We start from the raw sequence: 12,981 nt of genomic DNA on the forward strand, positions 1-12,981 counted from the left end.
ATACAGCGCACTCCATCCCAGTTCAACGGTCTGATGCGGGTGCCCCGAAAGTTCGTTTCGGCTTATCCGGTTTGACCGGCACTGCGTTTGGTCCGTCGGTGACTTTGGGCGGCGGCGCCCTCAGCAAATTGCGCAGGAACAGCGGTGCCAGACCCGAGAGCGGATTGACCGAAACCTTCGGCTGCTGCAACGGCCCGGTCAGGGTATAGTTAAAGCCAATAATACCCTCACCCTTCTTGGTGAAGACGCTGCCAATCGCGTTGATCAGGTAGATCGGAGAGATCGCGCCGCGCAGGTTCAGCAATCCGTTAACCGTGTCGATGGTGCCGTCAAAAGACAGGCCCATCGACGGCCCGATCGCACTGCCGCTGAGAACCTTGACCTGAGTCGGGGTGATACGCATCCGGCTTTCGATGGTTCCGAAAAAGATGCCCTGCCCGGCCATTTCGTCCAGCAGCCCCACCAGGCTGATGGCATTCAGCAGCGCGGCCATCGCCGGGGCGTCCTTGATGCGGGTGTTAGAGATTTTCAGGTTCACGTCGTAGTTGCCGGGACCCGCGACCGGCTCCAATCGCAGATCCATTCCCCCACCGCGCGCCTGCGTGATCATACCGGCCGATCGCAAAACCGCCCCTGCATCGCCCGAAGTCAGCGTCACCGCACTGCGCCCTGCGCGCGGCGAGACCTGCCCACGCACCGCAGCGCCGCCATTGACATTGGCGGTGAAGGCACCGTTGACGCCCCCGGTGGTCTGAAACGTTCCCTTGAACCCGGTCAGGGCTATGGTCTCGGTGACTTGCAGACGATCCAGCGCCACATCCAGCCTGGGTCCGGGGCCGGATGTACCGCCACCGCCGCTGCTGCCGAAATTCGCGCGCCCAAGGTTCATTACGCCGCCCAGCACCCGGATGTCCGGAACAGAACCACCGCTATTGACCAACTCGGCGGGCACCGCCAGCCAATTGCCCAGATCGAAGGAACTGAACTGCACACGGTCGAAATCCCCGTCGCGGAACGAAATCGACGCGGTGGTGCGCAACCCGGCGGCGTCCAGCTTAAGCTCATCTACCCGCAGGTTGCTGCCCAGCGTCGCCGCGACGGTCATCGTGCCGGTCGTACCTGCCCCCTTGCGCCACCCCAGCTCCGGAATGGCCAGTGCGATACCCGCCAGATCGGACGACGCCGTTAGTTTCGGCGGTGTCCCCGCACCGATACCTAGTGTGATGTCAGCTGTACCCTGTCCGGTCAGCATCCCCTTTGGCAACCCGGCTTTCAACTCGGTCATCAGGCGGGGGGACAGTTCGATTTGCCCGGTCAACTCGCTGCGCTGCGGTTCGGTGCCGCCGATGGGCTGGCGCCATGCGGCCCGAAGCGGAACATCGCCAAACAGCCCGTTGCCCGAAACCTCGACCCCGGTCTGGTCGCCTTGCAACTCCAGCCGCGCCGCACTGACAGAAAAGCCGGGGACCAGCTTGTCGCTTTGCACATCATCAACGTGACCCGCAAAGTGGAATTCGGTTTCTTCGAACTTCAAGCCTTTCTTCATCGGCAGCGACAGGGTTCCGGTCAGGCTCACTGCGCCGTCTGCCAGATCAACCGGCAGGTTTGCCTTGGTCAGCAACTCAAGCGGTGGCCGGTCAAGCAGCGACATTGCCGCCGTAACGCTGCCCTTGGCGGCGATCCGGGTGACCGACGGAGACACCCCCTTGATGCCCGTATCGGGGATGATGAACGACGTGCCGGTGGCATCAATCGCACCGCCCTGATCGGCGATGACCTCGCCGGATTCCGCCGTGGCCGTGAACCGGCGGTTGATCAGACTGGCCTGCCCCTGCGCATCAACAAGCGGCGGCAAGGTCTTGGCAAATCTGATCTTTGCCTGATCGAACCCGAAATCCAAATAGATCTCGGGCTTGTTTTCGGGCTGCAGGCGCAAGGCAAAATCAACGTCCGAGAACTGCCCCTCATAAAGGTTGTCCGCAACCCAGAGCCGTGGCTTTGACGCCAGACGCTCTGGCCAGTAGTTCAACAGCTGATCCGCGTTCATGTGGTCCAGATGCGCATCCACCTGCACCGCCCAGCCCTCTGGTTCACCCGTCAGCTTGCCCGAGCCCAGCAGCCGGTAGTTGGCGTCTTGAACCATGATCTGACCAAGGTGCAGCTCGAACGGGGCCAGTTTCATCTGCATGTCCAGTTCCGCCCGCGCCAGTTTCAGCGATTCTGGGAACAGGTTGGCCGGGTTGATGTTGATGCTGCTGAAGCTCAGCTGCGAGGTCAGGCTATCCAGCGCGCCATTTTCGATCCCGTTCAGAAAGGCCTTGCCCTCGCCCTGAAACGCGCCCCATGCCGAGATCACTGACACCTCGTTGAAATCCAGCTCCTGAAGGTGGGGGGTGTAGGTGAAATAGGTGCTGGCGGATTCGAACGGAATCGGGCGGGTCTCTTGCGTTGGCTGTACCGCGCCCGCGCCAAGGTTCAGAGTGGCAAAGAGCGGACCCAACGCGGCATCGCCGTCAACACTACCGCGCAGCGCGCCCGAGATCGGCGCCTTGAGGACCTGCAACCACGACAGTGCAAGGGTCTGACCGGCAAGGTCTTCGGCGGGCAGATCGGTTATCGCTACGCCGAACCGTGCCTCGGGCGTGCCCAGAACACTGGTGTAGTTCGCCTCGATCGAACTGGCATAGTCGCGCCCAGTCAGAACCGAGAATCCGGTGGCCAGATGCATTTCGTCACCGCTGCGGGTGGCCGTGATATGGCCGCCGTCAAACACCCATGCGCGGCCCAATCGCAGGTCCTTGTAGTCAAGCGTCAGGGATTCAAGTTCGACCGAGCGCAGCCCTGACAGGATCGGGGACAGAAACACATCGTCCGACTGCTCGATCAGTTGCGCTAGATCCGGGGCTTCCTGTACCGGGGCGCTGCCCGACCCGACGGTCAGCGACAGGGCCCCGTCCAGACCCCGGGTCAGGTCAAATTGCGCGCCCCGCACAGTGATGCGGCGCGGGCGAATCTGACCCCGCAGCAAACCACGCATGGACAGCCGAGTGCGCAAGTCCGAAACCCGCGCAATCTGCTGCCCAGCGGCGTCGCTGATCGTTACATCCGTCAGTTTCAGGCGCGGCCGCCAGTCTTCGTTGACGATGAAACTGGCGTCGCCAAAGCTGAATTTCAGCCCACCCAGGCTTTGCTCCAGCCGTTTTTCGACCTTGTGGCGCACCCATTCCGGTGCGTGCAGGTTCTGGCCGAACAGAAAGAACCAGCCCGCAAACACCAGCAAGCCAATCGACAGACACGTCCAGATGGAAAAATGCGCAGCAATCCGACGGCGCGACCGACGTCGCCGGGGCTTCCCGGGCTGCGTCGCACTTTTGTCTTCGTGCTGCACCAATTTTTTATCCACGCCTTCCAACCCGCTTGCGCCGCCCTATGATGTCGGGCAGCCCTTAAAAAACTTTAGCGGAGTTTCCAATGCCCGACGTTTCAGACATCGCCCCTGATTTCACTTTACCCCGCGACGGAGGCGGCGAGGTCACCTTGTCGGCCCTGCGCGGCGGCACCGTGGTTCTGTTCTTCTATCCCCGTGATGATACGCCGGGCTGCACCAAGGAATCCATCGGTTTCTCGGAACAACTTCAAGCCTTTGCCGATGCCGGTGCTCAAGTTTTCGGCATCTCGCGCGATAGTGTTGCCAAGCACGACAAATTCGTCGCCAAACACAGCCTGACCACGCCGCTGTTGTCGGATGAGGGCTCCTCGGTCTGCGAGGATTACGGCGTATGGGTCGAAAAGAACATGTACGGGCGCAAGTCGATGGGGATCGAGCGTTCGACCTTTGTCATCGATGCCGAGGGCAAGATCGCCCGCGTCTGGCGCAAGGTCAAAGTGCCCGGTCACGTGGATGAGGTGCTGGAGGCCGTCCGCGCCCTGTGACCCCTCTCGACCACGGTCGCCATCCGGTCTAAGACCCGCACACCTGACCAAGCGGAGAAACCCGGTGTCGAAAACACTGACCCAGATGGCGACCGAAGTTCTGACCACGGCGGATGGGCGGGAAAAAACCGCCCTGTCCAAGCGTCATGCCGCCGCGTGGTTCGCGTCGCGCAAGGGCGAGGCCCCTGCGATTGAGATCGGCACCGCGACACCTCCGCTGCGACCGGCGCGACCGGACCGGCCCGAATTGCTGTCTCCGCGCGAGGTCCCGAAACGCAAGCCCGGAACCGAGGCCGGCCGCATCGCCCTGCTGCACGCCGTTGCTCATATCGAGCTGAACGCGGTGGACCTGCATTGGGACATCATCGCCCGTTTTGGTCACGTACCGATGCCCATCGGCTTCTATGACGACTGGGCCAAATGCGCCGAGGAGGAATCGCGCCACTTCGAGATGGTCTGCGATTGTTTGGAACGCATGGGCAGCCACTATGGCGCCCTGCCCGCCCATGCCGGCATGTGGCGCGCCGCCGAGGACACTGCCGAGGACCTGATGGGTCGGCTGGCCGTGGTTCCGATGGTGCTTGAGGCACGCGGGCTGGACGTCACCCCCGGCATGATCGACATCTTCCGCAAGGCCAAGGATGACGGGGCCATCGCCGCGCTCGAGGTCATATATGCCGAAGAGGTCGGCCATGTGGCCTATGGCTCGAAATGGTTCCATTTCCTGTGCGGGCGCGAAAATGCCGACCCCAAGGACGTGTTTCACCACTTGGTGCGGCGCTACTTCCACGGGGTGCTGAAACCCCCGTTCAACGAAGAAAAACGCGCCGAGGCCGGGTTGCCGCCTGACTTCTACTGGCCGCTGACCGAAGACCTGCCACCGCCCGGAACCGCGCCATAAACGCGCTCAACTTGACGTTATCGGCAAATTCCCGCCGAGAATTGGCGGGAATATGAGGCTTTCTTGTGTGAACTGGTTAACAAACTTGCCCAAAGCAAAAGTGCCCTCTATGCAGTTCGCCCAAGGGACGGACATCACTCACAACCGGTCCCGATCTTGGGGATGAGAGGTGAAGACGCGTGCGAACACGTCTGGCAATCAAACTACACTCACTGTTCGAGCGGTATTTCCCGGAACGCCGGGTCTTTCTGAAATCCGATAACGACACGCGGTTCATCCGGCTCAGTTCGGAAACGCAGGTCGCTGCCGTCGCCGGTGTTGCGGTGATCGTTGGCTGGACAGCGGTCGCCACGGCGATCCTGCTGATGGACAGCATCGGGTCGGGCAACTTCCGCGAACAGGCCAAACGGGATCAGGCGACCTATCAGGAACGTCTGAACATCCTGTCCACTGAACGCGACGCCCGCGCTCAAGAGGCACTGGCCGCGCAAGACCGGTTCAACGCTGCGCTGAAACAGATTTCGGCGATGCAGTCGGAACTGCTGGCCTCGGAAAATCGGCGCCGCGAGCTTGAGACCGGGATCGAGGTGATTCAGACCACCCTGCGCGCGACCATGAAACAGCGCGAAGAGGCCCGCACCGAACTGGCCAGCGTACAGGTCGAGGCCGATGACGGCGAAATGTACGTGACCGCTCTGGCCACCCCCGAACAGATGAACTTCATGACCGAGGCTCTGACCCGCACCGCGCAAGAGCGCGACCAGATTGCGGCCGATGCCAAGGATGCCCTGGACCAGCGCGACGAACTTGAGCTGGAAATCCAGCTGATGCAGGAACGCAGCGACGAGATCTTCCGCCAGCTGGAAGAGGCGATGGTGATCTCGGTCGAACCACTGGACAAAATGTTCCGCCAGGCCGGTATGCCCACCGACCGTATTATCGAAGAGGTCCGCCGCGGTTACAGCGGTATGGGCGGACCCCTGACCCCGATCTCATTCAGCACGCGCGGCGAGGACCTGACCCCCGACGAGATTCGCGCAAATGTTCTGCTGCAGCAGATGGATCAGTTGAACCTGTACCGCCTTGCCGCCGAGAAAGCGCCGTTCGCCAATCCGGTGAAGACCGTGGTGCGGTTTACAAGTGGTTTCGGCACCCGCCGCGACCCGAAAACCGGCGGACGGCGTATGCATAATGGCGTCGATTTTGCCGGCCCACAGGGTACGGACATCTACGCCACCGCAGATGGCGTGGTAACACATGCTGGCTGGCAATCCGGTTTCGGGCGGCTGGTCAAAATCCGCCACGCCTTCGGAATTGAGACACTTTACGCCCATAACACCAAGATCCGCGTCAAGGTTGGTCAAAGGGTCTCGCGCGGGGATCATATTGCTGATATGGGTAGCACCGGACGGTCTACCGGCACGCATCTGCACTATGAGGTGCGCGTAAACGGAAAACCTGTTAACCCAATGACTTACATCAAGGCTGCGAGAAATGTTTTCTAAGAGCAAAATCAACGAGCCCGGATCCAATGCACCCGAGGCGGCGAAACCTGCCGCTCCGGCCACACCGGCGACCCCTGCACCGGCGGAAACCAAGGCCAGCACCGCGCCCAAGCCCAAGCCTCCGGCATCGGTTCTGTCCTCGGACCTGCACATCACGGGTAACCTGAAGACCACCGGCGACATTCAGGTCGAAGGCACGGTCGAAGGCGACATCCGTGCGCATCTGCTGACCATCGGCGAAACCGCCACCATCAAGGGTGAAGTCACCGCCGATGACGTCGTGATCAACGGCCGCATCGTGGGCCGTGTGCGTGGTCTAAAAGTCCGCCTGACCTCGACCGCACGTGTCGAAGGCGACATCATCCACAAGACCATCGCCATCGAAAGCGGCGCGCATTTCGAAGGGTCGGTGCAGCGTCAGGACGACCCGCTGAACCCGGGCCGCAGCGCCAAGGCCGGTGCCAACCCGGCGGCCGAGGTCAAGCAGTAACGCTGATCCGATATCCGAATGATCAAACGCCGCGGGTCACCCTGCGGCGTTTTTCTTTTGCCCTTGCCGATGGGACCGGTCGGTATAGGGTTCTGACATGTTGATCTTTTTCTCACTCCTGCTGCTGATCGCGGGTTATTTCCTGTATCGCCACTGGTCCAGGTCACAGGCGCGGCAAGAATTGCTGGCCACACCTCTGACCGACCACCAACGCCGCGTGATCGAACAGCAGGTACCGCTGATCCGCCGCCTGCCCCCTGACCTGCGCGCCAAGCTGGATGGCAAGGTGAACCTGTTTCTGGATCAGGTACAGTTTCACGGCTGCGACGGGCTGGAGGTCACCGAAGAGATGGAACTGGCCATCGCCGCGCAGGCCAGCCTGCTGCTGGTGAACAGCGACCTCTGGTACGACCACCTGACAACGATCCTGATCTACCCCAGTGCTTTCAAATCGCGCCAGCGTCGGCAGGACGGCTATGTGGTCAGCGAAAAGGAAATCGTGCGTACCGGCGAAAGCTGGGATCGCGGGCCGGTGATCCTGTCATGGTCACACAGCCGGAAAGGCGCGGCAAATGATCATGACGGGCAAAACGTCGTATTGCACGAGTTCGCGCATCAGATTGATGACCTGTCAGGCGGCACCAACGGCGTTCCAATCCTGAATGACGGGCAGAGCTTTGCCGAGTGGGAACGCGTCTTTTTGAGCGCCTATGACGCCCATGTACGTGCGGTGGAACACGGCCAACACACTGTCATTGATCCCTATGGCGCGACTGGCCACGAAGAGTTCTTTGCCGTCTCGGTCGAGGTTTTCTTCGAACAGCCGCGACAATTGAAAGCCTCCGTGCCCGAGGTATATGAACAGCTGTCGAAGCTGTTCCGTCTGGACCCGGTCAGTTGGGCATAACTGCCCACTCAAACACGTCGGATCATTTCTGAACGGCTCGTCTAGAATTTCCCCGTTTCTCGGTATTTCACAAAATGCGATTATTGAATTAACCTTAAATCAGTGTTTTCAGGAGGGATTTTCATGTCATCAAAACTCATGGCCGAGTTTTTCGGCACGTTCTGGTTGGTTCTGGGCGGCTGCGGCAGCGCCGTATTGGCGGCAGGTGTCGCAGATGTCGGCATCGGCTGGCTGGGCGTTTCCTTTGCCTTCGGTCTGACGGTTCTGACCATGGCCTATGCGGTCGGCCACATCTCGGGTGGGCATTTCAACCCGGCGGTCAGCCTTGGCCTGATGATGGGCGGCCGGTTTCCGGCCAAGGATTTGATCCCCTATTGGATCGCGCAGGTCATCGGCGCAATTGCCGCCGCAGCTGTCCTGTATCTGATCGTCAGCGGTGCTCCCGGGTTCGAGGGCGTCGGCGGGTTTGCCTCGAACGGGTATGGCGAGGCATCGCCCGAGGGCTACTCGATGATGTCCGCGCTGGTAATCGAGATCGTGATGACCGCGTTCTTCATTATCGTCATTCTGGGCGCAACATCCAACTTTGCGCCTGACGGGTTCGCCCCGATCGCCATTGGCCTGTGTCTGACGTTGATCCACCTGATCTCGATCCCGGTGACCAATACGTCGGTAAACCCGGCGCGGTCCACCGGAGTGGCCTTGTTTGCGGATGCACCGGCCCTTGGTCAGCTTTGGCTGTTCTGGGTCGCGCCGCTGATCGGCGCCGCCATCGGAGCGCTGATCTGGCAGGCGATGGGCGACGACTGATACAAAAAAGCCCCGAAGCGGAATGCGTCGGGGCTTTTTACTTTATTCGGTGACCGTGACTTTTTTCATCACGTCCGGCTGACCGATGACGGCGCCGTTCGGGCCGTCACCGCGCTTGATCGCATCGACCACATCCATGCCCTCGGTCACTTGACCAACAACCGTGTACTGGCCGTTCAGGAACGGGCCCGGTTCGAACATGATGAAGAACTGCGAGTTCGCGCTGTCGGGATCCTGTGCCCGCGCCATACCCACGACACCACGGTCATAATTGTAATCCGAAAACTCGGCAGGCAGGTTAGGACGATCAGACCCACCGGTACCGGCACGGCGCATGTCACCACCGATACGACCAAATTCAACGTCGCCGGTCTGCGCCATGAACCCGTCGATCACGCGGTGAAACACCACGCCATCGTATTTGCCCTCAGCGGCCAGAGCGCTGATCTGTTCAACATGTTTGGGGGCGAGATCTTCGAACAGGTCGACGGTGACGGTGCCGTTTGCGCCCTCGCCCTCGATCTCGATCTGAAGCCCGGTGGCGAGCGCAGGGCTGGCCAGAAGGGCAAAGGCAGCGGCCAGCTTATACATCGGCTGCCACCTTCACACTGATCATACGATCCGGGTTCGCAGGGGGCTCACCCCGTACGATGGCATCCACATGCTCCATCCCGTCAATGACGCGGCCATAAACGGTGTACTGACCGTTCAGGAAGTGGTTGTCCTTGAAGTTGATGAAGAATTGCGAGTTGGCCGAATCCGGGTTCTGTGAGCGTGCCGCGCCCAGCGTACCCCGGTCATGCGGCAGCTTGGAAAACTCGGCCGGGACGTTCGGCAGCGACGAGCCACCGGTGCCCGCCATACGCAGGTTGAACCCGTCTTCCATATCGCCGTGCTGCACGTCGCCGGTCTGCGCCATGAAACCGTCGATCACACGATGGAAGGCCACGTTGTCGTACTCACCACCGCGCGCCAGATCTTTCATCCGGGCCGAGTGCAGAGGGGCCACGTCCGGCAGCAATTCGATGACGACATTGCCGCCCTTCAGTTCGATGATGATGGTGTTTTCGGGATCCTTGATCTCGGCCATGAGGCCCTCCTGTCGTTTAACTTGCGCAAATACCTATGATGCGGGCGCGCGAATGCCAAGTGACGCATTGACCTGAGGGCAAAATGCAGGAAAAGAACCGCCTAAATCTGTTTCACATCTCCGAGGATTGCACGATGGGCTGGAAAACTCTCGACGACATGGACTTGAACGGCAAACGCGTGCTGGTGCGCGTAGACATCAACGTGCCGGTTGTGGACGGAGTCGTGACCGACGCGACCCGCATTCAGCGCATCGTGCCCACGGTTCGCGATATTCTGACCGCCGACGGCAAACCCATCCTGCTGGCGCATTTCGGACGTCCGGGTGGTGAACGGCGCGAAAACCTGTCGCTGAAGCAGCTCGTCCCCACGCTGGAAGATGCCTTTGGCTCCTCAGTTCTGTTCGCCGCCGATTGCGTCGGCACCGAGGCCGAACTGGCCGCCGAGGCGCTGCAACCCGGCCAGGTGCTGCTGTTGGAAAACACCCGCTTTCACGCGGCTGAAACCAAGAACGATGCTGATCTGGCCGCAGGCATGGCCAAGCTGGGCGAGGTCTATTGCAACGATGCGTTCTCGGCCGCCCACCGCGCCCACAGCTCGACCGAGGCCATCGCCCGCCTGCTGCCCTCATGCGCTGGCCGCCTGATGCAGGCGGAGCTTGAGGCGCTGGAAGGCGCTCTGGGGGCGCCCAAACGTCCGGTGACCGCCGTGGTCGGCGGTGCGAAGGTTTCGACCAAGCTGGAGCTGCTGGGCAATCTGATCACCAAGGTGGACTATCTGGTGATCGGCGGCGGCATGGCGAACACGTTCCTTGTCGCTCAGGGCCTGAACGTCGGCAAATCTCTGGCCGAAACCGCGATGAAAGACACCGCGGCCGAAATTTTGGCTAAGGCGGAAAGCACGGGCTGCACCATCGTCCTGCCCACCGACATCGTCGTCGCGGACAAGTTCGAAGCGGGCGCCCCGCATCAGGTACTGCCCACCGACCAATGCACCGAGGACGGCATGATCCTGGACGCCGGCCCCGAAAGCGTTGCCGCCATCACCGAAGTATTCTCCAAAAGCCAGACCCTGATCTGGAACGGTCCGCTGGGCGCGTTCGAGATCGAGCCCTTCGACGCCGCCACCAATGCCGCCGCGTTGAAAGCCGCCGCGCTGACCCGCTCGGACCGGTTGGTGTCGGTCGCGGGTGGCGGGGACACGGTCGCCGCGCTGAACGCCTCGGGGGCGGCTAAGGACTTTTCCTATATCTCGACCGCCGGTGGCGCATTCCTGGAATGGATGGAAGGCAAAACCCTGCCCGGTGTTGCCGCGCTGGAAGGCTGAACCGCGCAAATTGGCCGTGTATTCAAAGTCATGGTAAAATCCTCACATTCAGTGGAGATTTTGCCATGAGAGTTTTTGCCTGCCTGATCATTGCCCTGTTTCCCCTGCCCGCTATTGCCCAATCCAGCTGCAGTGGTCAGACTCAGCTGGATGCGAATTTCTGCGCCAAGGAAAAATGGGAAATCGCCGACCGCGAACTCAACCGTATCTGGAAAGAGGTCAAACCTCTGGCGGATGCGCGTGGCAATGGACAAGCCCTGCTGACCGAACAGCGCGCCTGGCTGAAAACCCGCGACGCAACCTGTGAGCCTGAACTGAAAAGCGACGGCAGTGCGGCGCCGATGTTCTACTGGGCCTGTATGGAAGAGCAGACCCTGATCCGCAATCACGCGCTGAACGCATGGCGCTGACAATGCGCCGCCAACAAATTTGGAAAATTGCGAATCAGGGGATTCACAACCCGAATCACCTGTGACATAGTGCGGACAGATGCTCGCAAAGGGCACGTTATTGAGGCAATTCATACGGCGGTAAACAGAGTGTCCCGTTCTCATCGGCCCGGTTTGGGCGCAGTCGTTTTCTTCATGGTGGCGTTTATGCTGGGTGTGTACTTCACCTTTGCCGCCGTGCAGGGCGACTACGGCCTGTTCCGACGGGTCGAGATTGCGGCGGAACGGGACGCCCTGTCACGCGACCTCGCCAAGCTCGAGGCTGAGATCACCGAGATGGAAAACCTGACCCGCCGCTTGTCGGATACCTATCTGGATCTCGATCTGTTGGATCAACAGGCACGCTCGGTTCTGGGCATGATCCGCTCGGATGAGATCGTCATCCGCTGATCCGGGCCAGAGTTTTCAACGAAAACTCTCTGCACGCCAGTATCCTATTCAACAAAAAACGGCCCGTTTCCGCAGGAACGGACGCTGCGTCACATTTCCCCTCGCCAGAAAGCAGGAAATGCTTTATGAGATAGTTTAACGCTAAACTATCTGTCCGAAAGGGGGAGATCGCCACGATGGCTGCGCGAAAAACCACAAAGAAACCAAACGTTTCTGCGGAAGAGCTCAAAACCTACTACCGCGAAATGCTTTTGATCCGCCGATTCGAAGAAAAGGCGGGCCAACTTTATGGCATGGGTCTGATCGGTGGGTTCTGCCACCTTTACATCGGGCAGGAAGCCGTTGTTGTGGGCCTCGAGGCCGCAGCCAAGGAAGGCGACAAGCGTATCACCTCCTACCGCGACCACGGCCACATGCTGGCCTGCGGCATGGACCCGGGCGGCGTGATGGCCGAACTGACCGGGCGCGAGGGCGGATTGTCCAAGGGCAAGGGCGGCTCGATGCACATGTTCTCGAAAGAGAAGCATTTCTACGGCGGGCACGGTATCGTTGGCGCGCAGGTCCCGCTGGGTGCAGGTCTGGCCTTTGCCGACAAGTACAAGGAAAACGGCGGCGTGACCTTCACCTATTTTGGTGATGGCGCAGCGAACCAGGGTCAGGTCTATGAGACCTTCAACATGGCGGCGATCTGGGACCTTCCGGTGATCTTCGTGATCGAGAACAACCAATACGCCATGGGCACGGCCCAGGCGCGCTCGACCTCGACCAAGGATATCTACCACCGTGGCGAGGCGTTCGGCATTCCCGGTGAGATCGTCAACGGCATGGACGTGCTGGCGGTCAAAGCCGCTGGTGAGAAAGCCGTTGCACATTGCCGAGCAGGCAAAGGCCCCTACATCCTCGAGGTCAAGACCTACCGCTATCGCGGCCACTCAATGTCGGACCCGGCCAAGTACCGCACCCGCGAAGAGGTTCAGAAGGTCCGCGAACAAAGCGACCCGATCGAACACGTGCGCGAGCTGCTGCTGACCGGCAAACATGCATCCGAGGATGACCTGAAGGCGATCGACAAAGAGATCAAAGAGATCGTCAACCAGGCCGCTGAATTCTCGAAAGAAAGCCCCGAGCCGTCGCTGGACGAGCTCTGGACAGATATCTACGCCTGAGAGGACGATTAAGAC

13 protein-coding genes are annotated in these 12,981 nt (G+C 60.6%); 10 read left to right on the top strand and 3 right to left on the bottom strand.

All coding sequences use genetic code 11. The features are described 5' to 3' along the window. Window positions 1-22 precede the first annotated feature (22 nt). Window positions 23-3,274 carry a YhdP family protein gene (locus ACR0DO_RS06090; RefSeq protein ID WP_480557473.1) on the bottom strand — a complete coding sequence of 1,084 codons (3,252 nt, stop codon included), beginning with the start codon at window positions 3,272-3,274 and terminating at the stop codon, window positions 23-25. 197 nt (window positions 3,275-3,471) lie between these two features. On the opposite strand from ACR0DO_RS06090, the gene ACR0DO_RS06095 reads away from it, so the two are divergent. The 6 genes from ACR0DO_RS06095 to aqpZ all read left to right on the top strand — a co-directional run bounded on the left by ACR0DO_RS06095 (window position 3,472) and on the right by aqpZ (window position 8,546). Then, window positions 3,472-3,933, top strand: a complete 462-nt coding sequence (locus ACR0DO_RS06095) for a peroxiredoxin (RefSeq protein WP_170671911.1) — start codon at window positions 3,472-3,474, stop codon at window positions 3,931-3,933. Window positions 3,934-4,018: 85 nt separating this feature from the next. After that, on the top strand, window positions 4,019-4,834 hold the full coding sequence (locus ACR0DO_RS06100) for a ferritin-like domain-containing protein (protein ID WP_480557475.1): 816 nt from the start codon (window positions 4,019-4,021) through the stop codon (window positions 4,832-4,834). A 179-nt stretch (window positions 4,835-5,013) separates the two neighbouring features. Next, window positions 5,014-6,339, top strand: a complete 1,326-nt coding sequence (locus tag ACR0DO_RS06105; RefSeq protein WP_480557187.1) for a DUF5930 domain-containing protein — start codon at window positions 5,014-5,016, stop codon at window positions 6,337-6,339. After that, window positions 6,329-6,829 (top strand): bactofilin family protein, encoded by a 501-nt coding sequence (locus ACR0DO_RS06110; protein ID WP_480557188.1) that lies wholly within the window; start codon window positions 6,329-6,331, stop codon window positions 6,827-6,829. The genes ACR0DO_RS06105 and ACR0DO_RS06110 overlap by 11 nt, the downstream gene beginning before the upstream one ends. A 97-nt stretch (window positions 6,830-6,926) precedes the next feature. Beyond that, window positions 6,927-7,736, top strand: a complete 810-nt coding sequence (locus ACR0DO_RS06115) for a M90 family metallopeptidase (protein ID WP_480557189.1) — start codon at window positions 6,927-6,929, stop codon at window positions 7,734-7,736. 123 nt (window positions 7,737-7,859) lie between these two features. Then, window positions 7,860-8,546 (top strand): aquaporin Z, encoded by a 687-nt coding sequence (aqpZ, locus tag ACR0DO_RS06120; protein ID WP_170443399.1) that lies wholly within the window; start codon window positions 7,860-7,862, stop codon window positions 8,544-8,546. Between the two features lie 42 nt (window positions 8,547-8,588). On the opposite strand, the gene ACR0DO_RS06125 is transcribed toward aqpZ, so the two are convergent. Beyond that, complete coding sequence (locus ACR0DO_RS06125) at window positions 8,589-9,137, bottom strand: peptidylprolyl isomerase (protein ID WP_480557190.1); 549 nt, start codon at window positions 9,135-9,137, stop codon at window positions 8,589-8,591. After that, on the bottom strand, window positions 9,130-9,636 hold the full coding sequence (locus ACR0DO_RS06130; RefSeq protein WP_170443396.1) for a peptidylprolyl isomerase: 507 nt from the start codon (window positions 9,634-9,636) through the stop codon (window positions 9,130-9,132). The genes ACR0DO_RS06125 and ACR0DO_RS06130 overlap by 8 nt, the downstream gene beginning before the upstream one ends. A 134-nt stretch (window positions 9,637-9,770) precedes the next feature. Here ACR0DO_RS06130 and ACR0DO_RS06135 point away from each other — a divergent pair, with 134 nt between their 5' ends. The 4 genes from ACR0DO_RS06135 to pdhA all read left to right on the top strand — a co-directional run bounded on the left by ACR0DO_RS06135 (window position 9,771) and on the right by pdhA (window position 12,966). Then, on the top strand, window positions 9,771-10,961 hold the full coding sequence (locus tag ACR0DO_RS06135) for a phosphoglycerate kinase (RefSeq protein ID WP_480557477.1): 1,191 nt from the start codon (window positions 9,771-9,773) through the stop codon (window positions 10,959-10,961). 65 nt (window positions 10,962-11,026) lie between these two features. Continuing rightward, on the top strand, window positions 11,027-11,371 hold the full coding sequence (locus ACR0DO_RS06140; RefSeq protein WP_480557191.1) for a lysozyme inhibitor LprI family protein: 345 nt from the start codon (window positions 11,027-11,029) through the stop codon (window positions 11,369-11,371). A 129-nt stretch (window positions 11,372-11,500) separates the two neighbouring features. Then, entirely contained in the window at window positions 11,501-11,800 is a 300-nt protein-coding gene (locus tag ACR0DO_RS06145; protein ID WP_170443389.1) for an FtsB family cell division protein, read from the top strand. Between the two features lie 176 nt (window positions 11,801-11,976). Then, entirely contained in the window at window positions 11,977-12,966 is a 990-nt protein-coding gene (gene pdhA / locus ACR0DO_RS06150) for a pyruvate dehydrogenase (acetyl-transferring) E1 component subunit alpha (RefSeq protein ID WP_170443387.1), read from the top strand. Window positions 12,967-12,981 lie beyond the last annotated feature (15 nt).

The sequence above is a fragment of the Ruegeria sp. AM9 genome (assembly GCF_056540565.1).